This is a genomic window from Micromonospora sp. NBC_01392 (assembly GCF_045040125.1).
GTDB lineage: Bacteria > Actinomycetota > Actinomycetes > Mycobacteriales > Micromonosporaceae > Micromonospora.
This window is the reverse complement of record NZ_CP109549.1, coordinates 2,265,633-2,291,441: the sequence shown is the minus strand read 5'-3', so window position 1 is coordinate 2,291,441 and position 25,809 is coordinate 2,265,633. Positions and strand designations below refer to the sequence as shown.

18 protein-coding genes are annotated in these 25,809 nt (G+C 70.6%); 8 read left to right on the top strand and 10 right to left on the bottom strand.

What is annotated here, in order from left to right; all coding sequences use genetic code 11:
- Nucleotides 1-55: 55 nt before the first annotated feature.
- The 7 genes from OG767_RS10655 to OG767_RS10625 all read right to left on the bottom strand — a co-directional run bounded on the left by OG767_RS10655 (nucleotide 56) and on the right by OG767_RS10625 (nucleotide 7,062).
- Entirely contained in the window at nucleotides 56-1,312 is a 1,257-nt protein-coding gene (locus OG767_RS10655; RefSeq protein ID WP_405093239.1) for an ABC transporter substrate-binding protein, read from the bottom strand.
- A 592-nt stretch (nucleotides 1,313-1,904) separates the two neighbouring features.
- Nucleotides 1,905-2,594 (bottom strand): LysE family translocator, encoded by a 690-nt coding sequence (locus OG767_RS10650; protein WP_405093238.1) that lies wholly within the window; start codon nucleotides 2,592-2,594, stop codon nucleotides 1,905-1,907.
- On the bottom strand, nucleotides 2,587-2,985 hold the full coding sequence (locus OG767_RS10645) for a hypothetical protein (protein WP_281935036.1): 399 nt from the start codon (nucleotides 2,983-2,985) through the stop codon (nucleotides 2,587-2,589). The genes OG767_RS10650 and OG767_RS10645 overlap by 8 nt, the downstream gene beginning before the upstream one ends.
- A gap of 5 nt (nucleotides 2,986-2,990) precedes the next feature.
- Entirely contained in the window at nucleotides 2,991-4,250 is a 1,260-nt protein-coding gene (locus OG767_RS10640; protein WP_405093237.1) for a lysine N(6)-hydroxylase/L-ornithine N(5)-oxygenase family protein, read from the bottom strand.
- A gap of 14 nt (nucleotides 4,251-4,264) precedes the next feature.
- Nucleotides 4,265-5,329: an FAD-dependent oxidoreductase gene (locus OG767_RS10635; protein ID WP_405093236.1), complete on the bottom strand. Its 1,065-nt coding sequence runs from the start codon at nucleotides 5,327-5,329 to the stop codon at nucleotides 4,265-4,267.
- Nucleotides 5,322-6,686 carry a class I tRNA ligase family protein gene (locus OG767_RS10630; protein ID WP_405093235.1) on the bottom strand — a complete coding sequence of 455 codons (1,365 nt, stop codon included), beginning with the start codon at nucleotides 6,684-6,686 and terminating at the stop codon, nucleotides 5,322-5,324. The genes OG767_RS10635 and OG767_RS10630 overlap by 8 nt, the downstream gene beginning before the upstream one ends.
- A complete protein-coding gene (locus OG767_RS10625; RefSeq protein WP_405093234.1) occupies nucleotides 6,679-7,062 on the bottom strand; it encodes a cupin domain-containing protein in 384 nt (127 codons plus the stop codon). Before OG767_RS10625 ends, OG767_RS10630 begins: the two co-directional genes overlap by 8 nt.
- 597 nt (nucleotides 7,063-7,659) lie before the next feature.
- Here OG767_RS10625 and OG767_RS10620 point away from each other — a divergent pair.
- Nucleotides 7,660-8,484: an NB-ARC domain-containing protein gene (locus OG767_RS10620; RefSeq protein WP_405093233.1), complete on the top strand. Its 825-nt coding sequence runs from the start codon at nucleotides 7,660-7,662 to the stop codon at nucleotides 8,482-8,484.
- Nucleotides 8,485-8,520: 36 nt separating this feature from the next.
- Here the strand turns inward: OG767_RS10620 and OG767_RS10615 are convergent, their stop codons facing one another.
- Nucleotides 8,521-9,195, bottom strand: coding sequence for a pyridoxamine 5'-phosphate oxidase family protein (locus OG767_RS10615; RefSeq protein WP_405093232.1), 675 nt, complete (start codon nucleotides 9,193-9,195; stop codon nucleotides 8,521-8,523).
- A 281-nt stretch (nucleotides 9,196-9,476) separates the two neighbouring features.
- Here OG767_RS10615 and OG767_RS10610 point away from each other — a divergent pair, with 281 nt between their 5' ends.
- Entirely contained in the window at nucleotides 9,477-10,205 is a 729-nt protein-coding gene (locus OG767_RS10610; RefSeq protein ID WP_405093231.1) for an NYN domain-containing protein, read from the top strand.
- 288 nt (nucleotides 10,206-10,493) lie between these two features.
- Here the strand turns inward: OG767_RS10610 and OG767_RS10605 are convergent, their stop codons facing one another.
- A complete protein-coding gene (locus OG767_RS10605) occupies nucleotides 10,494-15,398 on the bottom strand; it encodes a hypothetical protein (protein WP_405093230.1) in 4,905 nt (1,634 codons plus the stop codon).
- 358 nt (nucleotides 15,399-15,756) lie between these two features.
- On the opposite strand from OG767_RS10605, the gene OG767_RS10600 reads away from it, so the two are divergent.
- From OG767_RS10600 to OG767_RS10575, 6 genes are all read left to right on the top strand, one after another.
- Nucleotides 15,757-18,864: an NACHT domain-containing protein gene (locus OG767_RS10600; protein WP_405093229.1), complete on the top strand. Its 3,108-nt coding sequence runs from the start codon at nucleotides 15,757-15,759 to the stop codon at nucleotides 18,862-18,864.
- A gap of 313 nt (nucleotides 18,865-19,177) precedes the next feature.
- On the top strand, nucleotides 19,178-19,870 hold the full coding sequence (locus tag OG767_RS10595; RefSeq protein WP_405093228.1) for an SMI1/KNR4 family protein: 693 nt from the start codon (nucleotides 19,178-19,180) through the stop codon (nucleotides 19,868-19,870).
- Nucleotides 19,871-20,237: 367 nt separating this feature from the next.
- Nucleotides 20,238-21,236 (top strand): IS481 family transposase, encoded by a 999-nt coding sequence (locus tag OG767_RS10590; RefSeq protein WP_405094185.1) that lies wholly within the window; start codon nucleotides 20,238-20,240, stop codon nucleotides 21,234-21,236.
- An 8-nt stretch (nucleotides 21,237-21,244) separates the two neighbouring features.
- Nucleotides 21,245-21,364, top strand: a complete 120-nt coding sequence (locus OG767_RS10585) for a DUF4253 domain-containing protein (protein WP_405093227.1) — start codon at nucleotides 21,245-21,247, stop codon at nucleotides 21,362-21,364.
- A gap of 392 nt (nucleotides 21,365-21,756) precedes the next feature.
- Nucleotides 21,757-23,766, top strand: a complete 2,010-nt coding sequence (locus tag OG767_RS10580; protein ID WP_405093226.1) for a YfaP family protein — start codon at nucleotides 21,757-21,759, stop codon at nucleotides 23,764-23,766.
- A gap of 31 nt (nucleotides 23,767-23,797) precedes the next feature.
- Complete coding sequence (locus tag OG767_RS10575) at nucleotides 23,798-24,193, top strand: hypothetical protein (RefSeq protein WP_405093225.1); 396 nt, start codon at nucleotides 23,798-23,800, stop codon at nucleotides 24,191-24,193.
- Between the two features lie 84 nt (nucleotides 24,194-24,277).
- On the opposite strand, the gene OG767_RS10570 is transcribed toward OG767_RS10575, so the two are convergent.
- The gene (locus tag OG767_RS10570; protein WP_405093224.1) at nucleotides 24,278-25,783 is read right to left on the bottom strand and encodes an alkaline phosphatase family protein; all 1,506 of its coding nucleotides are present in this window, start codon (nucleotides 25,781-25,783) and stop codon (nucleotides 24,278-24,280) included.
- Nucleotides 25,784-25,809 lie beyond the last annotated feature (26 nt).

Here is a 25,809-nt window from a genome sequence, read left to right as displayed (position 1 = left end):
CCTTCCCGATGGGCGGCGGCCGGGCAGTGCCCAGCCGCCGCGCGTCAGCCCTCCGTCATTCGCGTACGGCGTTCTTGACGTTTGTCAGCGCGGTGTTCCAGGCGTTGGCCGGGTCCACCTTGCCCTGCTCGACGCTGGTGAGCGTGTTGAGGAACTCGGTGCCGACGGGGCCGTCCTGCGGACCGAAGTAGAAGGGCTTGATCCCCACCACCGACTGGGTGTAGATCTTGCCGATCGGCGCGTTGCTGAAGAACGGGTCGGTCCTGCCGACCAGCTGCGGGTCCGTGTAGACCGACGGCGTGGTGGGCAGCGACCCCTGCATCAGGAAGTGGTCCAGTTGCCCCTTCGGCGACTGCATCTCGGAGATGTAGTTCCACGCCGCCTTCGCGTTCTTGGCGCGCTTGGGGATGGCGAGGAAGCTGCCACCCCAGTTCCCCGAGCCACCGGGAATGGTGGCGATGTCCCACTTGCCGTTCGTCTCGGGGGCGTTCGTCTTCATCTGGCTGAGCATCCAGGACGGTGAGCACACCACCGCGTAGTCGCCCTTCTTCATGGCCGCGGTCCAGCCGGACGAGAACGACCCCTGCTTGGCGGAGATGCCCGCGCCGAAGGCCTTCAGCGTCACGTCGAACGCCGCCTTGACCTGCTCGTTGTCGTAGTCCAGCTTGCGGTCGGCGGTGTAGTAGCGCTGGCTGCCCTGGTTGACGGCCTGGAAGAAGACGCTTGTCGGCGTGTTGTCCACGAACGGCTTCCCCGTCTTCTGGACGTACTGCTTGCCGACGTTGATGAACTCGTCCCACGTCGGCCAGAGCTTGGTGACCTCGTCCCGGTCGGTGGGCAGGCCCGCCGCCTTGAACAGATCCGTACGGTAGGCCACCGCCAAGCCGCCGACGTCGGTCGGCACCCCGACGATCTTGCCGTCCTTGGTCGTCGACTGCGCCATCACCCAGTCGAGGTAGTTGCCCTTGATGTCGCCCGCGCCCAGCGTGGTGAGGTCGACGAAGTTGTCCGGCGACTGCATGAACTTCGGCAGGTCGTCGGCCTGGATCAGCACCAGGTCGGGCACCTTGCCACCGGCCAGCGCGGCGGTCAGCGCCTGCGCGGTCTCGGTCGTGCTGCCCACCTCGGTGACCTTGACGCGCACATCCGGGTGCGCCTTGGTGTAGACGTCGACGTCGGCCTTCTGGTTGATGTTGGCGAACGACCAGAACTCGAAGGTCTTCGAGTCGGACGTGCCGTCCGATCCCCCACAGCCGGCAAGGAGGAGCGCGACGGTGGCGATGACGGCTGCGGTGCTCCGGACGCGTTTCAACGGCCCTCCATCGGTGATCGTGAGCGGCGGTGGTCGGGTGACCGCGGCGAGTCAGGGCGACGGGTTTCCATCAGCGGGGCAGGCGGGCGGAAGCCGACGGACGGGCTCACCGACGGTCAGCCGCGGCCATGTCGTCGCCTCGGAAAGTTATCGAGATATTTACATGTGATGATTCGTTTGCTGAGGCTACTCAGTGCCCCGGTCATCCGTCAATGAGCTCGCTGCCAGCAGGAGCGCCGGACGGCAGGCCAGCTTCCCGACCGGCACAGCGCCGAAAGTTTCGGAGCAAGTAACGCGACTCGGCGCGAAGAAAGCCACCACGAGGAGCCGTCGCCCCTCCTGCCCGACCGGGGGACGTAGCTGCGCCGTCAGGGGTCCCGGAGCGGATGGGGCGGCTGCACCAGACGCTGGGCAGGCGCGCAGCCGCTGGTCGCAGGCCCTGAGCCGGTGCCGGGAACAGCGGTTGGCCGCCGGGGCCGAGCGCATCGCCGTGGCCCTCGGCGGCTGGAACCCCGCGGACGCCGTCGCGCTCCCCGGCGGGGCAGGCGGCGGTGGCCGGCACCCCGGAGGCGGGGGCCGGCCACCGCCGTGCTCACCGGGTCAGCGCGATCCGCACGGCGAGGACGATCAGGATCACCCCGGTCAGCCGCTCGATGACCAGGAGCACCGCCGGGCGGGTCAACCAGGCGTGCAACCGGTCGATGAGCAGGATGTAACACGCCCACCAGAGCACGGCGAGGCCGATGAACGTCGCGGCGAGCACCGCCGTGCGGGCCGCCGCGCCGTCGCCGGACTTGACGAACTGCGGGACGAACGAGACGTAGAAGATGACCACCTTGACGTTCAACAGCTGGCTGGTGATGCCCATGACGAACGAGCGGCGGGCCACGTGCGGCTCGTCGGCCGCCGGGGCCGGCTCGGGCGGCGCGCTCGGGGTGTCGCCGCCCCCGCCGGCGCCCACCGGGACCGGCTGCGCGACCGGCGCGGGGCGACGGGGCCGGGTGGCCCAGAGGATGCTGCCCCCCAGGTAGACCAGGTAGAGGGCGCCGGCGATGCGCAGCACGGTGTACAGCCGGGGCGAGGACACCAGCAGGGCCGAGAGCCCGGCCGTGGCGAGCGTGGCGTGCACCAGGGCGGCCACGAAGAGCCCGGCCAGCACCACGAACCCGGCTCGCCGCCCGTACCGCACGGTCTGCCGGGTGACCAGGGCGAAGTCCACCCCGGGCACGACGATGATCAGGATACTCGCGGCGACGAAGCTGACGAGCTGGATGTCAGACATGCTGGTGGATCTCTTCCTGTGCGACGAGGGCCGGGACGGCCTCCTCGATGACCGACACGCCGCTGTCTCGGCGTGGCCCGTGCCGGCGCCACTGCTCGCGCAGGCGGATCCGCCCGTCCGGCAGCCGCTCGGGACGGGAGACGCACTCGCCGACGACGATGGTGCCGTCGGTGAGCACCTCCAGGTAGGCGAAGCGCACCACCCCCTCGGCGTCGCAGGTCCCGGCCAGCGAGCCGTGCCGCACCGCGCCGCCGGTGATCTCGGCCCAGACCAGGTCGCCGCGCTGGTGGTAGTGCCCGGTCAGCGGCCCGGCGTCGCCGGTCGTGCCGTGGTCGGTGCCGGCCTGGTCGGCGGCGACGAAGACCCGGCCGTCGTAGTCGAAGGAGGCCATCGGGGTCACGCCCACCGGGTGCTGAGGAACTCGTCGCGGAACGGGCAGACCACCCGGCCGGCGATCGAGTTGAGCACCATGGCGCTGCGCACCGGCAGGATGCTCAGGTTGGAGTCGACCAGCCCCTGCACGTAACGCCCCCGGTTCAGCACGAAGATCTTGTGCTGGTCGGCGTGCTTCCACCGGATCGAGTAGTCCGACTCGATGACGGGCTGACCCCGCTCGTCGACGTCGACCAGCGCGGTCAGCTCCTCGTCGAAGGGCAGCGGGGCCTGCTGCCGCCCCGCCGCGACCACCAGGTGCACCGCCCGGTGCCGCTCCTCGCCGCTGCCGGCGGTGAGGCACTCCAGCTCGATCTCCCCGTCGAGCTGCCGGGCCGCGGTGACGGTGCGGCTCGGCATGATGGTCACCGGGAACCGGCCCGTGCGCAGCCGCTCCTCGTAGTTGTGCTGGTAGATGCCGCGCAACGTGCCGGGGGAGATGCCGTCGCTGGTGAGGATCTGCCCCGAGACCAGGCGTTCCCGCACGTCACGGGAGAGGTTGAGGAACGCCTCCTGGTAGGCCGGCCGGTACAGGTCGTTGGCCGAGGGGGAGTCCTCCAGCGGCGCGAACCACGACCGCCGGCCGATCCAGCGGATGTCCCGGACCCCGCGGGCCAGCAGCGCCGCCACGCACTCCGCGCTGGTCTGCCCGCTGCCCATCACGATCCACGGCGCGTCCGGCTCGTCGGCCACGGTCGCCAGGCGGTGGTGCAACTCGTCGGCGACGAAGACGTGCCGGGGGTCCAGGGCGGCGAGGAAGTCCGGCAGGAACGGCACGGTGCCGGTGCCGAGCACCAGGTGCCGGGAGCGGGCGACGGCCACGTCACCGCTGCGGCTGACCAGCGCGCCGTCGAAGTCGACCCGGTCGATCCGGGTGCCGTAGACGATGTTCGGCAACTGGCCCGCCGCCCAGCTCAGGTACTGCTGGTACTCGATCCGGGGGATCGTGTCGAAACCGGCGCCCAGCAGGGCGTAGACCCGCCCGGTGGTGACCAGGTAGTTGAGGAACGACAGGGGGTGGGTCGGGTCGTAGAGCGACACCAGGTCCTTGACCCAGCCGGTCTGCATCCGCACGCCGCTGTGCAGCATCCCGTCGTGCCAGCCCGGCTGGTCCCGGGACTCGAACAGCGCGATCTCGTGCGGCGCGAGCACGTCGTACATCGCCGCGAGGCTCAGGTTCGCGGGCCCCGCGCCGATCCCCACGGTGTGGTATGTCTGCGTCATCTCTCTGCCTTCGGCTAACCCGTCGGAACCCCGACGGACGATGGGTGGTCCAGCAGAGCGCTGGCTGCGCGTCGGCTGGCGGCCAGGGCGGTCTTGGCGGCGCCCCCGCTCCCGCCGGTGAAGGTGTGCACGGTCCCGGAGACGGCCCGCAGCGCGAGGCCAGGGGGCTCGCTGTAGCAGTCGGCCGCGCTGACCGGCGGGCCCACCGGTCGCGGGTCCAGGCCGGGCAGCCGCAACGCGGCCACCGCTCGGACCCGCGCCGCGAGTTCGGCGTCGGGCGTGGGGGCGGCCGGGTCGACGTCCCAGCGGGAGCTGGGCAGGCCGAGCAGGAGGCGCCCGGGGCCGGCGGGCCGGCCGTAGAGGCCACTGGTCTCGTCCACGAACGACGGCAGGTCGGCGCGGCGCACGGCGTGGTGGGCGTACTGGATGTGCTTGGTACGCAGGCAGGTGGCCAGCCCGGCGGCGCGCAGCAGTCCCGGGGTCCACGCCCCGGCGGCCACGACCACGAGGTCACCGGCGAGTCGCCGGCCGTCGCGCAGCTCCACCGTGTCGCCGTCGAGCCGGGCCATCGGCACGGCCTCGGTCCGGGTCAGCCCGGCCAGCACGGCCCGCCGCAGCCGGTCCGGCACCACGTGGCCGGCCCGGCGCTCCCAGACCCCCACGGCGTGCTCGGGCAGCCCGTCGACGCCGAAGCGGCGGGCGACCTCCGCGGCGGTGAGCACCTCGGCGTCGACCGCGGCGGCCCCGGCCCCGACCCCGCCCCCGCCCCCGCCCCCGGCGACGGTGTCCGGATCGAGCAGGTAGAGCGAGCCGGTGCGCCGCCAGCCGGCCTCCGCCGCCAGGCCGGGGTCGCCCCGCAGCTCGGCGAGGCTGGCGGCGGCCAGGGCGCGGGCGGCCGGCTCCGGCTCGAAGGCCCGGACCAGGCCGCCCGACGCGGCGGTGGCGTCCCGGTACCCGCCGGTCGGGCTGTCGGGCGCGGTGCCGATGAGCACCGCCTCGGCGCCCGCGTCCTGCAATCGCCGGGCCAGCAGGGCCCCGGCCAGTCCGGCGCCGACGACGAGTACCCGCGGCTCAGTCACCCGCGCCCGCCGGGAGGGTGCCGCCGACGAGGCCCAGCAGCCGGGCCGCCCGTTCGGGTCGGCTGCCGGCGGCGGCCAGCGCCGCGCGGACCGCGGCGGCCGGGTCGAAGGCGTCCGGGCGCAACGCCCGCTCGCCCCGGGTCAGCTCGATGTCCGCCAGCGCCGCGTCGAGGTGAGGACCGACGCCGTCGAGCGCCGCGGTGTAACAGGCCTTGAACGCCTCGTACGCCGCCGGCAGGAAGTCGGACTCGTAGCTGTCCGGCCGGTCCCAGCTCACGAACGCCCGGACCACCGCCGGGTCCTCGGTGGCCAGGAACTCGTGCGCCCAGATGGCGTGTCCCCGGCTGGTGGAGAACTTGGCGCCGGTGAGCCGGTAGAACTCGTTGACCACCAGCCCGGTCGGCCGCTCGGGCAGCCCGGCGGCCAGGTGCAGGGCGGGGATGAGCACCGCGTAGTAGAAGGCGTTGTCGATGCCGAGGAACAGCCACTGTTCGTCGACGTCGCCCCAGGCGTCGAGGTAGCCGGTCAGCGTGTCCGCCCCCGGACGCAGGTGGCGGGCCGGCAGCACCAGGTTGGCCAGGGCCATCTCGGCCCAGACGTCCACCCGCAGGCCGTCGCCCCACTCGATGCCCCAGTCGCTCGGGTAGGCCAGCGCGACATCCGGCAGCCCCGTGTCGAGGTACGCCGCGACCAGCCGGCGCAGCCGGGGCGGCAGGACCGCCCGGGACCAGAACTCGCACAGCCGCTCCCGGTGCTCCTCCAGCCGGAGGACAGGCACCGGGTGGGTCACCGGCTCCGGGGCGGCCGAGCAGCAGGTCGAGCGGGCGTCGACCAGGTCCGCCGCGGCGAGGAAGCTGCCGCACCCCTCACAGGTACCGCCGGCCGCCCCGGCCCCGCAGCGCGGGCAGGCCCCGACGACCCGGGCGTGGTGCAGGATCCGCTGACAGCCGGCGCAGGCGCGCAGCGACATCGGGGCCAGCTCGACGACCTTCGCCTCGACCAGCTCGGTGAGCAACCGGGCCACGGCGTCGCGGTAGCCCGCGTCGGCCAGCGGGTCGACCATCACGTCGTACCCGATGCGCGCCGCGCGCAGCGCCTCGCCCACCAGCGCGCCGTAGTGCGCGGCGGTGTCCGCGGGTGCCTCGCCGCGCGCCTCGGCCCGGGTCGGCACGTAGTTCTGGTGGGCGTCCAGGCCGCACTGGGTCAGGACCCGGCGGCCGTCGGCGCGTAGCGCGCGGGCCGCGATGTCCCCGGCGACGTACGGGCCGGAGAGGTGCCCGACGTGCAGCGGCCCGTTCGGCGTCGGCGGCGGCGTCACCACGAGGACCACCCCGGCGGGGGCGGCGCCGTCAGTCACGGCCCGCCCCGGCGTCCCGGCCGCCCTCGGCGTCGGCGTCGGCGGTCCGGGGCATCCAGTAGATGCTCAGGATGGTCAGCGGGACCTCCGGGGAGGGGTTGTGGATCACGTGGGACCGCTCCGGGTCGAGCAGGATCACCCCGCCGGTCGGCACCTCCACCTTCTCCCCGGCCGCCTCGTAGATGGCGGTGCCCCGGGTCACCACCGCGAACTCGACCTCCGGGTGCACGTCCTCGGCGCTGCTGGCACCGGGCGGGATCACGCACCACATCGCGTCGAACGGCAGCGGCCCCAGGTCGCGGTACTGCTTCCAGCGGCCGATCTGGATGCCGTACTCGTCGGTGAGCTGCGCGGTGTCGCTGACGTACTTCCGCATGGTTGTCCTCCTGATCGCGGGTGACCTGAGCGGCAGGGCCGTGGGTCGGCGCCGACGGCCCGCCGGGGGCGGCGGTCGTCGGCGTGACGGCGGGTTCGCGTCCCGCCGGCGTCGTGGCGCGGGCCGGTCGACGGCGTGCCACCGCCCGGGGCGGGGCCCGCGCCGGGCGGCCCGGGCGGTGAGGGCGGCACGGGCGTCCCCACCGGAGGCGGGGACCGGCCCCGGGCCCGGCGCGCGCCGGGCGGCGCGGTGCGTGACCAAGCCACGACGGGTCACGGCGGACCGCTGCTCGAAACACCGCCTCCCCGGCTCCGATTGATTCGCCGCGGCGAATGGCGGCACTGCCACTGTCGGCGTAGGGTCGTCCTGCGAACAGGCAGACCACCGGCAGTTCAACGGCAACATCGCTGCCGACTCCCGGATCAGTGGCCTCGGCTACGGCGTACCGTCGGCACGAATCGGCCAGACCCGCACGGAGCAGGCGAGTGGGGATGGCATGGTGATCGACCACCAGGTTACCCTGAGTGATGAGATCGTCGCGGCCCGGCAGCGGCCCACCTCACCCAGGAGGAGTTGGCGGCCCGGACGGGGCTGAGCGTGCGCAGCATCCGCAACCTGGAGTCGGCGCGGGTGCTGCGGCCCCGGCCCGCCACCGTCCGACTGATCCGCGACGCGCTCGGCCTGCCCGGCCCGTCATCGCCACCGCCCCGGCCGCGGCCGATGCAACTGCCGCTGGACGTGCCCGGCTTCACCGGCCGCGTCGCCCAGCTCGCCCAGCTCGACCGGCTCTTCGACGGTGACCCCCGGCGAATGTCCACGGTGGTCGTCTGCGCCCTCGTCGGTCGCCCCGGGATCGGCAAGACCGCGCTGGCGCTGCACTGGGCGCACCGGTTCGCGACCCGCTTCGCCGACGGGGTGCTCCACATCGACCTGAGCGGCAACCGGACACAGAGGTCACCGGCGTCGCCCTCCGACGCGCTGGGCTGCCTCATCGAGGCGCTCGCCGTGCCGGCCGGCGGCATCCCGGGTGGCCTCGACGCCCGGGTCGGGCTCTACCGCAGCCTGCTCGCCGGGCGGCGGATGCTCATCGTGCTCGATGACGCGCGGGACGCCGACCAGGTCCGGCCACTCCTGCCCGGCGCGGCGGGGTGCATGGTGCTGGTGACCAGCCGGGACCGGCTCACCGGGCTGGTCGCCGGGGAGGTCGCGCACCCCGTCGTGCTCGACCGCCTCGCCCCGGAGGAGGCGTACGAGCTGCTGCGGGCCCGCCTCGGCGCGCACCGCCTCGCGGCGGAACCCGAGGCGGTGCGCGGGATAGTGGCCCACTGCCAGGGCGTGCCCCGGGCGCTGGCGGTGGTGGCGGCCTGCGCGGCCGTCCAGCCCGGGGTGTCGCTCACCGAGCTGGCGCGGCAACTGCGCTAGCGGCGCCGGTCGGCCGCCCGGCCCACGCCGGTGCGTTCAGGACCGGTCGGCGCGGGTCCCGGCGCGGGCGGCCACGTGCGCCGGCACCGCCACGGTCGCGGGCAGCACGGGATCGGTCAGCGGCTGCTGCCACGTCGCGACCAGGGGAAGCTCGCCGGCCCAGAGGCCGAGCGCGGCGTCCGGGCCGGCGCCGTCGTCGGGCGGGCCGCTGCGGGTCTTGACCGACGCCTCGGCCAGTGGCAGCGCCAGCAGGACCGTGGCCGCGAGCTCCTTGCCGTTCGGCCCGCGGGTGTAGTCCCACTGGCCCGGCGCGACGTGCTCGGTCAGCAACCGCAGGCCGTACCGCTTCTCCTCGGCGTCGACGATCCTGCGCGGGGTCCCGTAGACCATCGCGCTGCGGTAGTTGACCCCGTGCTCGAAGACCGAACGTGCCAGGACCAGCCCGTCGACGACCGTGACCGTGGCGCAGACCTCGGCGTCGGTGGTGAGGCTCCGGCTGGCCACCGAGCCGTGCAGGAAGAGGTGCGTGGTGTCGAAGCCGTAGACGGTCGGCACCACCATCGGGCAGCCGTCCACCAGCGCGCCGAGGTGGCAGACGAGACCGGCCCGTAGCACCTCGAAGAGGGCGGCGCGGTCGCCGCGTCCCTTCTGGCTCATGCGGCGCAGCCGGGTGCGGGGGGTTGCGGACAACGGCGCGTCGGCGTCGCTCATGACTCGTCTCCCGTCGGTCGGAACGGACCAGGGCGCGAGCGTACTCACCGGCCGGTGTCCTCCGCCTCCTCGGCCGGCGCCTGGCGGCTGGCGGCTCAGCGGTGGTCCTCGGTGGGGTCCGGTCCGGCCAGCTGCGTGGCGGCGGGGTTGGCTGAGGTTCTGGGATGCCCGGTAGCAGGAAGAGGCACGAGCCGACGAGCACGGCGAGAACCGTCACCGCGGGCAGCACCGCGACGGGACGCATGGGCAGGCGAAGCCGCACGTGTTCGCCGGGCGGTAGCGTGCTGATCTACGCCCCGCGGGACGTTGCTCAGCCCACCCCGAGCGTGGCGGAGCCGGCAGTGCTGGCAGGCAATACCCTTGACCATGAGCCCGGCTTCCTCCGGCACGTCGAACACTCGGGCTCGACCGGTCCGCGCTCGCTGCTCGACTCGAGAGGCATACCCATGCCCGGTACCACCGCACCCGTCACGTACCTCATCGTGGACGGGGAGAACATCGATGCCACTCTCGGCAACAGTGTTCTGGAGCGCCGGCCGGCCCCTGCGGAGCGACCCCGGTGGGAGCGTCTGCGGGACTTCGCACGGGACACGTGGCAGCAGCCGGTGAAGGCGCTGTTCTTCCTCAACGCCTCGGGCGGCGGTCTGCCGATGCCCTTCGTCCGGGCCCTCCTGAGCATGGACTACCGGCCCATTCCGCTCGCTGGATCATCGGACCAGAAGGTGGTGGACATCGGCATCCAGCGGACGTTGGAGGCTATCGCCCGGCGCCCGGGCAATGTGATGCTGGCCAGCCACGACGGCGACTTCCTGCCGCAGGTCGACGAGCTCCTACGAGGTGATCATCAGGTCGCGGTCGTCGGGTTCAAGGAGTTCCTCAACGCCGGCTTCGCGGACCTTCCGGGCCTGCATGTATTCGACATCGAGGAGGATGCGGGCTGCTTCACCAACGTCCTTCCTCGGGTTCGCATCATCGACCTCGAGAGCTTCGACCCTGAGCGCTTCTTGTAGGCCGGACAGCATCCGCGGTCAGATGTGGGCGGAACACCGCCAGCGACGGCGGGTTCCGGCCGCTGCACGAGCCCGACGGAAGCCCAACCGGCTTCACGCGCTGGTACCAAGGCTGGCTCGCACAGGCCGAAGAGCAGACCCGGTCCCGATCAAGCCGGAACGCACGGAAGGAGCGGCAGAACCGGACACCCGTCGAGGATTGCCTGGATCAGAACTATCTTGCCGTCATGTCGTTCAACTTCGGTACCCCCGGCTACCAGCCCGACTGGCGCCAGGGAGGCGCCGACGTCACGAGGCGGCACGCTGGGCGACTGCTACGCCGTCCCTGACCGACATCGTCAGCGTGGGGCGGGACGGCGCCCGGATCTGGCCGGTCACGGGCCACCAGGTGACCACGTCGAGCAACGCCCCGGCCAGTTCGTCGACGGCGTCGTTCCCGCCCTGACGCCGTACCCACCAGGCGGACGCCGCGAGCAACCCGCACAGTGTTCTCCGGTCCACCCCGGTCGGCCAGGTGCGGAGCAGGTCGCCGCCGCCCGGGGCGGTCGTTCCCGGCCATTCGTCTCCGAGCCGCCGCAGGATCGTGGCCTGTGCGCTGGCACGCGAGGCAGGGCCGCGGGCCCGGGTGACCCGCGCGTACAACTCGACGAGATCGTCACGCTCCAGCACACCGACGGCGGAGGCGAAGCCGGAGTCCGGCGCCCAGGAGGTCGAGGCGTCCGGCGTATGACAGCTGATCAGCCGCTCCGTCAGAGTCCGGAACCGAACGGCGTCGTCCCGACGCATCCGAGCCAGGAACGGGATGATGCCCCGCTCACTCGCGAGCTCCACCTCCGTCATCCGGAGGGCGTGCGCGAACATCTCGGGTGCCAGGACGTCTGCGGCGTCCGGCGCCAGCCGCCTGGCGAATGCGGTGACCACCCCGATGCGGAAGCCATCATCCGCCTCGCCCTCCGTCATCGCCCGGAGCACCCTTTGGAGCTGATTCCCGTCGAGGCTGGGAGCCAGGACGACGAGCACCTGATAGTTGCGCCGCCCGGGCGCGTCCGCGAGCGTCATCGCCAAAGCCTCCTCGACGACGGACGCCGGCAGCGGAGCACCGAACGCCTCAAGGACGACCGCGTCCCACTCACCGCTGGCAGCCAGTAACGCACGCAGCGCCGTGGTTGCCGCTTCGGTGGCTCCCGCCCGGTACAGGTACCCGAGCGTGCGAGCGTCCGCCGAGTGGGACCGGTCGGTGGTCCGACCCTTCCACCGGGCGCTCGCCAGCATCGTCAGTACCGCTCCGGCCAGGGAACTCCGCTCGGCATCGGGGAGATGACGGCTCAGACCCGCGAGGGCCTGCGCGCGCAGCGGACCGTCGCGGCGGGCAAGCAGGAGGTCACACGCGCGTCGTACCTGGTCGACCGGCACCAGTTCCGCGAAACGGAGCAGCGGCGGCACCTCGTCCTCGTCGATCAGCGGCATGTGCTCGGCGGCGTACGTGAAGACACCGTCGAGGAGCTCGTCCTGGCCGGTGGAACGGAGTCGCGACACCAGACCGGGTGCCCAGAGCGCCATCTGGGCGGCGCTCTCCTGGTCATCGCCCACCGCGGCGGCCCACGCCCGTGGCAGAGCCTGATCCGGCAGCGCCCCGCTGAGCGCCTCCACGGCCCGCGCGACGCCCCCGAGACCGTACACCCGCTTTTCGCTGATCAACGCCGTGCTCATGCCAGGGTCCGCCGAGGCCATGGTCAACGGCCGCCACACCGGCTGTTTCCGCGCCCAGAGAGGCACGGAGCGTGACCCGGACTCCAGCAGCGCCAGCGCGTCCACGGCGACCTCCGAGGGCAGCACCGGGGCGAGCCTCGCCACCGCGTCGGCCAGTGTCCGCGACTCCGGGATCCCGCGGACGAAGGTCAGGACGCGCCGCCCGGTCCGGCTACGTGCCTCGGGGGGAAGAACCCGTCCGATCTCGGCTACGGCGGACAGGTCGTCCAGCCGTACCGGGCTCGACGTGCTGTCGACGACGACCTGCCGCAGCACGTCGTCGGGAAGGTGGGGAGCGAGCACGTTGAGTGCCGTCACCCGGGCGCCTGACTCGGCGGCGTCCTCCGTGTTCACCGCGCGCAGCGCCGCCCCGAGCTCCTCCTCGCCCAGCTGCGGCGCGATGATCGCGAGCGTCTGCGCGTACCTGGGGTCGTCGTCCCATGCCTCAACGGCTTCCGCGACGTACCGGCGACGCGTCTCCGGAGAGAGATACCTGACCAGGTGTGGCCGGGCGTCCGAGACGAGTGGGTGGTCCATCCGGACCGGTGGCCGTTCGATTTCCGGTGTCGCTGCCATCTCCCGCTCGGCGTAGCCGCGTGCCTCCTCGGGCGGCAGCCGGTCGAGCATCGCGCCGAGCAGGACGTGGCGGACCCCGACGTGCAGCCGTCGACCCGGCTCTCCCTCGGACGGGAACAACTCGCCCAGCCAGCCTCGCACCTCGGTGGTGGACAGTTGTTCGCAGAGCGCGTACAGCAGATTCGGTGAGCGGAAGTCCAACCTGAACCGCAGCGCCAACTCCAGCAGGGTGGGCACTTCCGACCTGCCCCAGTCGAGGTGCGCGGCCACATGGAGCATGCGGGCGGCTACCTCCATGTCCACGCCCTTCTCCAGCACCCACCGCAGTCGTTCGATGCCGCCCGTGGGCCGGGGACCATGCGCGGAAGGCCTGTCGCCCCGTGCCTCGGGCCGGTTCCCGAGCAGGGTCAGCACGTCGTCGAAGACCGCCTCGGTGACGGGCACGTGCTGGAGCAGGGCGATCAGCTGATCCCGCCCCGGCTCGTACCTTCCCGAGCCGAGGATCCGTAACGCCTTGCGCGCCCCGGCCCCCCGGTCCGGGTTCAGAAACAGGGCGACGACAGCCCGGACGAACTTCCTGTTGCCGAACCGATCCTTCAACAGATGATGGTGATGCAGGTCCGTCAGCGCGTCGTGCGGCAGCCGGGCGGCCGCGGTGGCCAGCGGCCCGGGCAGCAGTCGACCGTTGTCGGTGTCGAGAGCCAGTTCGACCACGACCGGAACCAGTTCGTCGGCCAGGAGCGGCAGGATCGCCTCCAGCACGGCGGAGCGTTCCTGGCTGCCGTACGAGGCGGCGAGGCTGAGCACGTCCGGATGCGTCCGCTCCGGCAGATCCGGTACGAGGAGTCGAACCCCCACCGCCTGATGATCCGGATTGCTCATGATCGCGACACGCTGGAAACCCTGCTCGACGGTCCAGTGTCCCCGAGTGACCATCTCCCGCACCAGCCCGGGCGGGATGGCCGTCACCGCCGAGGTCACGCTCGCCTGGATGAGGCGGTAACGCAACCGGAGCGGGAGCCGCCCGGTCGCCGCCTCCGCCAACTCGACGTCACGCAGATAACTGCCGACATCGCCGGCCTGCGCGTGCACCGCGTACCACAGATTCTCCCGACCCCGGCTCAGCGCGAGCAGGCGGTGCAGGTCCGCTTCCCGGCCCGTCGCCAACAGGTGCGACGCCAGATGCCGGACGGGATACCCACCGTCCGCGCCGGCCAGCTCCGGCTGGGCCACCAGGGTCCCGAGCCCGGACTCCAGACCACCCCACGCCGCCAGGTAGCGGTCGCAGACACGGGCGTGAGCGGCCCGGGCCGCCTGCCGGAGGGTCCCGTCGGACGCGCCCGACAGGTACTCCCGGAGACTCGGGTGGTGGGGCGCGAAGCGGACCGGCTCGTCCGCGTCCGCACCGGGGCCGACGACCGTGCAGAAGGGCCGCAGCCCGTCGCGCATGAGAGCGTCCACGAGTGATGGCTCGTCCAGCCCGGCGAGCGAGCAGAGAGTGTGGGCGTCCACCGGCTCGCCGGCCACGCCGAGCGCCGCGAGCAGTCGGACGCGTCGCTCGTCGTACTGTCTGTCCCCGCCGAGGCAGAGCGACAGGACGCGGTGCTGGTAGTAGGCCTCCAAGCCCTCCGGTAACCCGGGAAGATCCCGAATCCTCCGCGGATCCTGACCGATGGACTCGATCACGTAGTGGGCGTAGACCCACGACCCTCGACTGCGTTCCAGGATCCGCAGGGCGAAGGCCTCCTCGGTGACGCCGTGTCCGTGGAGCGCCCGGGCGACCCGGGGATCGTTCCGCGCACGGTCACGGAGGAAACCCTCCAGAGCCGCACCATTCCCCGGCGATTCCGGCAACAACGCCACACGTCGTGTCTGGTCCCACGGAAGGTTCCTCAATCGCCCGGTCCGCGCGGTCACGACGACGTACACGCGCCCCGGAAGCCACTGCGGCAGCCCGAACGGCAACTCGGTGGCGGGATACTCGTGGGCGGCGTCCAGCGCGTCGACGACCACGACGATGGGCCGCGTCGGCCCCTGCTCGTTCCGCCGGCGCGCCGCCTGCTCGATGACGTCGGCCAGCCATCCGGCCTCTCCGCTGGAGTCGGAGAGCCAACCACCGGGGGCGAGATCGTCCAACTTCCACGCGGTGATGAGTTGAGCGCTCAGGCTGCGCACGACTGTCGCCGTCAGCCCCGCCCCGGCGCCGTTCTGCACGAAGTGCGCGGCGTCCGTCTCCGGTCGCGCCTCGACCCACGCCGCGAAGGCCGACTTCCCCATGCCGGGCTCGGCCTCCACCGCGAAGTATCCACGATCCTGTTCTTCCATGAACCGTCGGAAATCCGCGACCAAGGGATTGTCCGGGTAGTAGGCCCGGGTCAGCGAATCGACGTATGCCCCGTACGCCTGGGGAGCACCCCGGAGCGGATGGGCCCCGGCGGCGGTCACGACCGTGATGTTGACGGTGCCGCTGTTGTTGTCCGCGTTGATGATGGGGCTGTCGTTCCCGTACGTTTCCGACGTACGGCGCCGCTGGGGGAACGGTCGCCATCGCCTCATGAAGTCGGATCGCCGTTGTCGCCGGACGGCATTTCGGATCTCGGTGGCGCGTGGAAGGTGATGTGTCCGCTGTTGTTGTCCGCGTTGACGATGGGGCTGTGGTCCCCGTGCGTCTCGGATGTCGGGGCCACGGGCGGCGGTGATCCGGGGCGCTGAAGCGCGGTCAGCCCGACCCAGAGCACGGCGACCGCGACGAGCCCCACGACGAGCGGCGGCGTGGGACCTGCGGTGACCAGATTGGTCAGGACACCGGCGACGATTCCCAGCACCACCGAGGTGGCGGCAATGAGTCTTTGGTTCATCTGTCCCCACCCGTGCGACGGCGACCCAGATTCGCTGACTGCCGCTCCCATCCTGCCATCGGTCGCGACAGTCACACCAGTTCGTCCATTCCGCTCGCCGGCCGGAATCGACGGAGGCAACTGCCCGAGCATGGGTCGGACACGGTCAGACCGTCCGGCGCCCAACACGGGTGCAGACATCGGTGTCGGACGTAGTGTCCGTCGGGGTGGGCCGGCTGGACCGAGGAACAGGACGAGCAACCTACGAGTCGCGACCTTCGGAGCCGCCGAAGAGGTCATCGTTCAGGACGCCCCACTTAAAGGTTCGCAGAGATCCATCATCGAGGGACCTGCGTTGAGCATGACCGGCCCGTCAGCAATGATGAGGTGTGCGCAGCGTGCGGGTACGCCGACTGTTTGCGGTCGTCGCGGTCGGCGTAACCGTGGCCCTGCTCGCACGAGCCGGCTGGTCAGTGCGTGAAAACGACCTCGACTGGGGCGACAAGGCTGCCAGTATCGCCGGATTCGTGCTCCTGGCCGCCGGCACACTTACGGCGATCCTGCGCCGGCTACTGGGGTGGACCCGCGACGCGAAGCCCCTATCCAACGCGGATCTCGAGCAGGCCACCGAGGACCTTGCCGTAGCCCTCACCCGCATCTGGGCCAACGAGGAACGGCTACGGCGGATCAACGACCCGTGGCCGCTGCCCGTGCGATGGGCAACCGCCAACAGCCCCAGCAGTGACACAGGTGAACCGAACGACGCGCCAGGCACCAGCGCCGGCGTGTTCACCGACGTCGCGGCGTTCTTCACGGCTTTGGCCACACCACGGCTGGTCATCCTCGGCACGGCCGGGTCGGGAAAGAGCGTGCTGGTAGCCCGCCTGGTCCGCGACCTCCTGGCCGCACGATCGGCCGGAGATCCCCTGCCCGTTCTCGTGCCGCTGGGCAACTGGCACACCGGAGCCACCCTGAGCCGGTGGCTGGCGGACGAACTGGTGAACCTCAGCCCCGCGCTCGCCGCGCGGGTACGCGCCGGCGACCACGCACCCGTCACCGTTGCTCAAGCGCTGGTCGACGCCGCGAGGATCCTGCCCGTCCTGGACGGATTGGATGAGCTGCCCGCACCAGAGCGCGCCTGGGTGATTGAGCAGATCAACGCCTACGGCTCGGACCGACCGCTGGTGATGACCAGCCGCCCGGATGAATACCGAGGCGCCGAGCATCGGGCGGGACGCCCGATAGCACTCGCCACAGCGGTGCACCTGCGTCCGCTATCCACCGGCGAGGTGCGCGACTACCTCCTCGCCGCCACCGCGGGCGCGCGAACGGGCCGCTGGCAGGCCATCTTCGACAACGTCACCGCCGCGCCGACCGGCGTGGCGGCGCAGGTGCTGACGAACCCGCTGATGCTGTGGTTGGCCCGCACCGTGTACGAGCGCCAAACCAACGATCCGGCGGAGCTTCTTACCTTCTCCGATGCGCACACAATGGAACAGCACCTGCTGGAAGCCCTGATACCTGCAGTCTACGGTGACCGGTCCGCTCCAACGCCGTTTCGCTGCCGCCCGAAGCAGGCACGGCGGTGGCTGGCCGCTCTGGCCGCCGACCTGGCCCGCGCGGACAGCCGAGACCTCGCCTGGTGGCGGATGAGCGACCCCAGCCGGTTCTGGGCGTCGCTTGTCGTGGCGGTGCGCTGCGCCGTCGGCGCGGCGCTGCTCTGGGGTGCCGTCGCCCTCGCCATCGCACTGGCCGCACCCGCCCCGGGACGAAACCTCTTCGCCGAGTGGGGTCGACTGGCCTCGTCAGGCCCGATCGGTGTCCACCTCCCGCCGTCGGTCACGGAGACGATAGACGCCCTACAGGTCTCTGATCTGCCACCGATGATCGACGTCGACGTGATGGCCGACCCGCGGGTCTTCGCCTCGTGGGTGGCGGTCTGGGCGATCTTGGGCACCGGTCTTGTCGCCCTGGGACGCTCCGTCGAAGTGCCGCCGCTGCCCTCGGCCCTTGGGCGGCGCCCCGTCACCTGGCGGTGGACGCTCGTGCGACTCTGGGTCGGCGTCTCGCTGACCGGGCTGACCGCCCTGGGCGTCGTGCGAACCTGGTATCCGCATCTGGCGGTGCCGAAGATCAACGGCTTCCTGCTGACAGCGGCGGTGCTTGGCGTGGTCATAGCCAACGCGCCGGGCTGGCTGGTGCAGCCGGTGGACGTTTCCCGCGCCGTCGGGCCGGCGCAGCTGGTGCGTCTGGACAGACGCGCCGGACTGATCTCGATGCTCGGCCAACGCGGCACCTTCGCGCTGCTCATCTGGCTGCTCGCCGGCCCCGTCACACTCGTCGGCTACCTCGCCTACGCCGTGGCTCACACCGCCGTGACCGCGCTGATCAGCGACTTCGGTCCGGCCTCCAGCCGCTTCGCGGCCACGCGGTTGTCCTACGCGCTCCGGCGCCGCCTGCCCTGGCGGATCATGCCGTTTCTGATCGACGCCCACCGGCGTGGCGTGTTACGCCAGATCGGCGCTGTCTACCAGTTCCGCCATCTCCGACTGCAGAACCACCTCGCAGAAGCCGACGCCAACGGACGTGTGCAACAGCGCTTGGAACAGTTCGTCACCTTGATCGAGCGGCACCGCACTGCGCCGAGACGTGACGCGTTGGTCCTGCAACGGCTGCCGTGGTCCCGTCAGCGCTGGCGCGATCCCACCCTGGCCACGAAACTCGCTGCCCGTGCACCCGCCGCCGAGAATCTGACCGATCCGATCGACGATTGGAGCACCGGTTGGGAGGCAGCCCACACATGGCAGTTGGGTCCGTGGCGTCAGCTGGCCAAGCAGGGCACGTTACTGCCCGGCGAGCACGTGTGTGTTCAACTGACTATGCATCCCGTAGCGGTGCTGCCCGCCGTGACGGTCCTCGTCGCGAGTATCGCTCCATGTCTCTTCCTGTTCCCGAGCCTGCCATGCCTTGCGATCGGACTGATCATTACCGCCGCCGTGCCGTTCTTCATCGCCTCCAGCGAGCAGGTGACCGTCACGAACCTCCGCATGCGAGTGGCGACAATGTCACGATACGTCGAGCTGCCGTTGCGGCACATCACCGACCTGCGATACGAGCAGTCCCTACCGGGCAGAGTGCTCGGATACGGCCAACTGAAGGTCACCACCGTCGACGTCGCTCAAGGCGACACCACCAGTCGGCGCACGAAGCGTGTGTCGGTCGGCTGGCACAGCATGGAGGCAACCGCTGAGGGAACAGTGATCGCCCACCTGACGGGCCTGCGAGACGTGCCCCGCGCCTACGAGCTGATACGGCACCTGCTTCCGCCGGACCGCGCCTCCAACCGACCGCACGATCTACCTCAAGTCGGATCCGACACCACCACCAGAGCCTCAACCGGACGCGCCGCCACCCAGATGGCCGCGCCGGACGCCAACGACGCCCTCCATCCGGGAAAACCGTCGCTCAGCCACCAGGAACCTCAGCCAGATGAGTAGAGGCCATCCCCTCGCGCAGGTCCCCTGGTCGCGACACGTATGAAGCCCTGCCGCCCGCTTCGCCCACGGTCGGCAAGGATCAGACCACCCGTAGACGCTCACGCTGCGGCCGATCGCGGGAAGGCTGCCTCTCACGCGATCCTGCGCTCCCGTGGAGCCGCAAGCCGAGCAGACCGACAAGAAGCCGGTACGGGTCCGGAACCGTCGCGCCGGTGCTGACGACGCTGGGCCGGTCAGCGTCATCGCCGGCACAACACCCGCGCTTCGCTCGCGATGTGAGCGCATGTCCGCAGCCCACGTCTAGGGTGTTGCCGTGATCCTCTCGGACTGGTCGGATGTGCCCGATCGCCTGGCCAGATTGTCGACGCACCCGTCTGCCGGCACGGTCTTCGGAGCCAATGGCCATCAGTGGCGACGCGAGCCGCCGCTGACCACGAATGAGCTGGCCGAGCTGGAGTCGCAGCTGGCTGTCGAGCTACCCGCCGAGTACCGTTCCTTTCTTCTACAGGTCGGTCGTGGGGGCGCGGGCCCGGCGTACGGGCTCTTTTCCGTTCAACGGGTCGGCGGCCGTTGGCACTGGGCAGGCGACGGCGCCGAACTCACCGACCTGGAAACGTTGGGCCAGCCGTTCCCGCACACCGACGCATTCAACCCCGCAGCCGACCTGCCGGATCCCCCCGATGAGGCGGACTTCGACTCCGAGGGCAAGTTCAACGAGGCTGAAGACGCTTACTGGCAGCAGCACGATGCCGTCGCCTTCTCACCCGAACACTCCATCGGGCTGCTCTATCTCTGTCACCTTGGCTGCGCCTACCGCGAAGCCCTCGTCATCAGCGGACCAGCCCGCGGTCAGTTGTGGGCGGACGACACCGCCAGCGACGGCGGGTTCCGGCCTCTGCACGAGCCCGACGGAACCCCGACGGGCTTCACGCGCTGGTACCGAGGCTGGCTCGATCAGGCCGAAGAGCAAACCCAGTCCCGATCAAGCCACAACGCACGGAAGTAGCGGCAAAGCCGGATACCCGTCGAGGATTGCCCGGACCACAACCATCTTGCCGTCATGTCGTTCAACTTCGGTATCCCCGGCTACCAGCCCGACTGGTGCCAGGAAGTCACCGACGTCGCGAGGCGGCACGCTGGGTGACCTGCATCGGCCACCTCGCCGACATCTGGGACAACAACACCGTCGGCCTGAGCTTCGACACCCTGCACTTGAGCATCGCCGCGCCACCTGTCACCCCCGACCTAGCTGTACTGCCCAGGGACGTTGGTTGAGGTTGTGTGACGACACGACGTAGATAGACGTGATGACGAAGGCCTCCGGTTGTGGAGTGGAGCTGTCTAGGAACCGCTCCGCCAACCAGGAGGCCTTCGTGTCCCACGCTAACGCCGCTTTGACCCCGCGTGCACGTCTTCGCCTGGCGCGTCTGATCGTGGACCAGGGGTGGCCGGTCGCCCGGGCCGCGGAACGCTATGACGTGTCCTGGCCAACGGCGAAACGGTGGGCGGCACGCTACGCCGAACTCGGCGCCGATGGCATGGCCGACCGGTCATCCCGGCCGAGTCACAGCCCGAACCGCACCTGCCAGCCGCTGGTGCGCAAAGTGGTGCACCTGCGGTGTAAGCAGCGGCTGGGGCCGGTGCAGATCGCCGGCCGTCTCGGCATGCCCGCCTCGACCGTGCACGCCGTCCTGACCCGTTGCCGGATCAACCGGCTGTCGCACCTCGACCGGCGCACCGGGGAGCCCGTGCGCCGCTACGAACACGACCACCCCGGCGCCATGCTGCACATCGACGTCAAGAAGCTCGGCCAGATCCCCGACGGCGGCGGGTGGCGCTATGTCGGCCGCGCCCAGGGCAAACACAACAGGCAGGCCACCGCCCGCCGCACCGGCGCCCGCAACCACCATCGGGATCCGCGGATCGGGACCGCGTTCGTGCACACCGTCGTCGATGACCACTCACGGGTCGCCTACGCCGAGATCCACCAGGACGAGAAAGCCGCCACCGCCACCGCCGTGCTCCACCGCGCGGTCGCCTGGTTCACCACCAGGGGCGTCACCGTCGAGCGAGTGTTGACCGACAACGGCTCCGCCTACAGGTCCCACGCCTGGCGCAACGCCTGCACGGAACTCGGCATCACCCCGAAGAAGACCCGTCCTTACCGGCCCCAGACCAACGGCAAGGTCGAGCGCTTCCACCGAACCCTGACCGACGGCTGGGCCTTCGGCCGGTGCTACACATCCGAAGCCGCCCGCCGCAAGGCCCTACCCGCCTGGCTCCATCACTACAATCACCACCGCCCCCACACCGCAACCGACGGCAAACCGCCCGTCACCAGGTTGACCAACCTCCCTGGGCAGTACACCTAGCCCTGCAGGTGACCGCCGAACATTTCGCCTTCTGCCCAGACAACATCTGGCAGAGCCACACCGAGACCTTCCGCAGGTACGCCGACGCAATCATGGGCTTGAACTGCTGGACCTTCTGGTGGGACTGACCCTGCTGAGGTAGCGCGCTCATGAGCGCCCCGACGGATCGACTGGAATAGCGGGCACGGTGCAGCCTCGAAGACGACTGTCAGGGGCCGCGACAGCGGGCGTGGACCAGCTCGACCTGACCACCGTGCGACCGGTCGCTGAGGTTGGAGGCCATCCAGGCCTGCCGTTGCCGGAAAGGCATCCACAGCTTGAGCCGGGATGTTCTCCACGGCGCCACCGGCCAGCTGGCGGAAACTGTTGACCGCTGGCCCGGGCCTCACCGCCGTACGCGCTCCGGTCGACTGACCGCCGGCCGCCGGCGCTCGGCTGTGACGGCGCGGAAAGCCGGAAACGCGTTTCTCCGACTGGCGTTCCCTCCGTAGGATCACCGGCGATCAAGGGGGATGAAGCGGTGGGCGATTTCGAGCGTTTCGCGACGGACGTGACTTCACGTCTGTCCACCATGGCCAAGGGTGAGTTGTACCTCGTGGGTGACGGTCTTGACCGGGACTCGCTCTGGCTCACCTTTCTCGATTCCTTCCCCGCCGGCGCCAATCTGCGCTTCCGTGAGCGATCCGAGTACGACTGTTCGACCTGCCGCGGTTTCATCAAGCACTTCGGCAACGTCGTCGAGATCCACGACGGGCGGGTCCGTACCGTCTGGTCCGGGGTGTCGGGCTCCGACCCGGTCTTCTCCGTCGTCGCCGCCGCCTTGGACGAGTTCGTTCTGTCGCTGCCGTTGTCCACCGTCTTCCGGTCCGCTCAGGTGCAGTACGGAACGAAGACCACCCGAACGCTGCGCGACGGCCAGGTCGAGGTGTGGCACCACCTGCACGGCCGGGTGGAGCGGCGGCACCGGACCGAGGACGTCGGCGCGGCGCAGGGCACCTTCGACGCCGCGGTGCAGGTCTTCCAGCGTGGCCTGACCGAGCTGACCCGGCACGCTCTGGACACCGTCGTCGACCTTGTCGACGGCAACGCCCTCTACCGCGGCGCGGAGCATCGTCGGGCGGTGACCGAGTTCCGCTCGCTGCAGAGCCGGTGGACCCAGGCCGCCGACCGGCGTGCCTTCGTCTTCGCCAACGCCATGAACCCGGCGGCCCGGTTCCGCAACACGGTGATCGGCACCCTCGTCCAGGATCTCTCCGCGGGCGTCGACCTGGAGCAGGCGGTCCGGTCGTTCGAGGCGAAGGTGGCGCCGCAGAACTACCAGCGCCCCACGGCGTTGATCACCCCGGGCATGGTCAAGGCCGCCATGAAGACCATCGCCGAGTTGGGCATCGAGGAGTCGTTGCAGCGACGGTTCGCCCGGCTGTCCGACGTGTCGGTCACCAACGTGCTGTGGGTCAACAACGACACGCAGGCACGGATGAAGGACGGCATCGAAGGGCTGCTGATGCAGGCGGCCACCTCCAGGTCGTCGAGTGCGCTCCTTCGCGACGCCGAGCCGGAGGAGATCCCCGTGGCCTCCTTCCTGAAGGACATCCTGCCCGGTGCCGCCGCCATCGACCTGTGGGTCGCCAACTCCTACGAGCCGCACTTCGTCAGCCTCACCGTCGGCCGGCACCCGGCTGCTCCGCGGTTGTTCAAGTGGGACAACGATTTCGGCTGGTCGTACGGCGGCAACGTCACCGACTCGATCAGGGAGAGGGTCAAGCGGGCCGGCGGCAACGTCACCGGCAAGCTGCGGGTGAGCCTGTCCTGGTTCAACCACGACGACCTCGACCTGCACGTGTACGAACCCAACGGTGACCACATCTGGTACCAGGAGAAGCGCAACAAGCTGGATGTCGACATGAACGCCGGCGGGACGCTCTCCCGCGAGCCGGTGGAGAACGTCACCTGGACCGACCGTGTCCCCGACGGTGAGTACCGGATCGAGGTGAACCAGTACCGCAGGCGGGACAGCACCCAGGTCGGCTTCGTGGTCGAGACCGAGAGCAACGGGAAGATCGAGCACTACCGCCACGAGCGCGCGGTCGGCCACAAGGAGACCGTCGATGTGGGCCGGATGACGGTTACCAACGGGGTGATCACCGCTTTCCGACCAGGTGAGGACGTGCAGTCGGGCAGTGCGAGCAAGGAGTTGTGGGGCATCACCACCGAACAGTTCGTACCGGTGTCCACCATCATGTACTCGCCGAACTACTTCGACGACAACGAGGTCGGCAACCGGCACTACCTCTTCATCCTGAAGGGGTGCGTGAACGACCAGCCGACGCGGGGGATCTACAACGAGTTCCTCCGCGGCGACCTGCAACCACATCGCAAGGTTTTCGAGGTGCTCGGCGACCGCACCAAGTGTGAACCGTCTCCGGACCAGCTTTCCGGCCTCGGCTTCAGCTCCACCGTCCGCAACTCCGTGGTCGCCAAGGTGACCATGACCGGCGGCCGGCGCCGCCTCATCAGCATCCAGTTCTGAACCCCTACACAGATTCGTCGGAGAGGCCACCGTGACCATTTTCGAGCAGGCCACGCGGGAGAAGTTCCGCTACCCGTCGGTCAAGGGACTGCTGACCACGGAGCAGCTGTGGGAGCTTCCGCTGACCGCCAAGTCCGGCTTCAGCCTCGATGATGTGGCCAAGGCGGTCAACGCCGAACTCAAGGCCGTCGACACCGAGTCGTTCGTGGCCACCGAGGCCAATCCGGCCAAGGCGACCCTGGAGACCAAGCTGGAGGTCGTCAAGCACGTCATCGCCGTCCGCCTCGCGGAGGACCAGGCGGCGAAGGCCGCGGCGGCCAAGAAGCTGGAGAAGGAGAAGCTGCTGGCGGTCCTGGGCCGCAAGCAGGACGCGGTCCTGGAGAACCTGACCGAGGCAGAGCTGCTGGCCCGGATCAACAACCTGTAGCCCGCCGAACAGCGGCTCCAGCGGCCGGTAGCGGCGGGCGAAGCGGGCGGTGGCGCCGCAACCACTTGTGCCGACGGCCCGGGATCACGCCATCGTCACACGGAGATCGTCCACGGCCCAGAACCAGTTGTTGCTGGCGTTGTAGTAGCGGAACTTGACCCGCACCGAGGTCGCATTCGCCGGTACGGGCACGGTCAACGACTCCACGCGCGCGCGGGCATCGGTGGTGTACCGCTTCACCACCTGGTCGCGCCTGCCGTTGAACGACACCAGCACGTCGCCGGTCTGACCGCCCTCCTGCACGTAGTGGGTGACGTAGCGGATCGAGAGTGAACCGCCCGCGGTGACCGGACAGGTGGGGCTCACCAGAGTGGAGTCGAAGGTCGATCCACCCGGCAGGTCGTCGAACTCATCGGAATCGGCCACGGCGAAGACCCCCCGGAGGCGGAGTCCGTTCTCCCGTTCCTGATCCGACTGGGCGCGGGTCCAGAACTCCTCGTTGGTGAAGGACCAGCCGCGCCACTCGGTGACGCCACCGCTCGGCACGGCGGAGCGGTCGACGCTCCAGCCGGCCGGGCCGGTGGGGGTCCAGCCCCGCACGGAGTCCGGGATGCCGGTCTCGTCGACCCGGGGTCGCAGCGTCAGGGCGTCGAACGGTTCACCGACGCGCACCGCGAGCGGCCGGCCGTCGAGGTTCCACGACGGCTGCACCGCGATGCCGAGGTGGGTGAGGACGGTGGGGGCGACGTCGACGAGCCTGGTGTCGGCCGGGCGGGCGCCGGCCGCGTGGCCGGTGCCCTTGGCGAGGATCCAGGTACGTCGCTCGTCGTCGGTTCCGCAGCCGCCGTGGCCCCCGGAGGGCACCTGGTGGCCGTGATCCGTGGTCACGATGATCAGCCATTCCTCGGACGCGTACGTGGGCCGGGAGGCGACCGCGTCGAGCAGTTGCGCGAGCTGCGCGTCCTGGGTCTCGATCGCGGCGCCGTAGGCGTCCCCGGTGCCGCCGGCGTGGGCCACCGCGTCGGTATTGCCGAGGTAGACGAACGCGGCGTCGACGTCGGAGCCGCGCAGCTGGGCGACGGCGTCGGCGGTCACCTTGGCATCCTCGGCGGCATAGCCGCCGGTGTCGCCGTCGTAGGTCACCCGGGTGTCGATGGCGGGCCCGAAGACCGACTGCGTGTGCAATGCCGGCCAGTCCACGATCGACAGGGTGCGACGGGCCGGAGTCACCTGCTCGACGCGGGTGAGGAAGTCCGGATAGGCGCCGAACCGAGCGCCGGAGAAGCTGTTGTCCCGCACGCCGTGGCGGTCCGGCCAGACGCCGGTGCTCACGGTCGACCAGCCCGGGCCGCTCAACGACGCGGCGACCGATCCGCAGTAGAGCAGGCTGGCGCCGAGGGCGCTGGCTGCGGACAGACCGTTCAGGGTCGGAGCGTCGGCCTGCCCCACCTTCGACCAGTTGACGCCGTCCATTCCGACGACGAGCACCTTGCGCACCGGCGCGGCCCCCTGGGCGGCGGGGCCGGTGACGGTGAGGGTCGTCAGCACGACCGCCACCAACGCGGCCGTCGTGCGTGTTCTCGTACCCATCGAAGCTCCTAGGCGGTGAAGGGGCG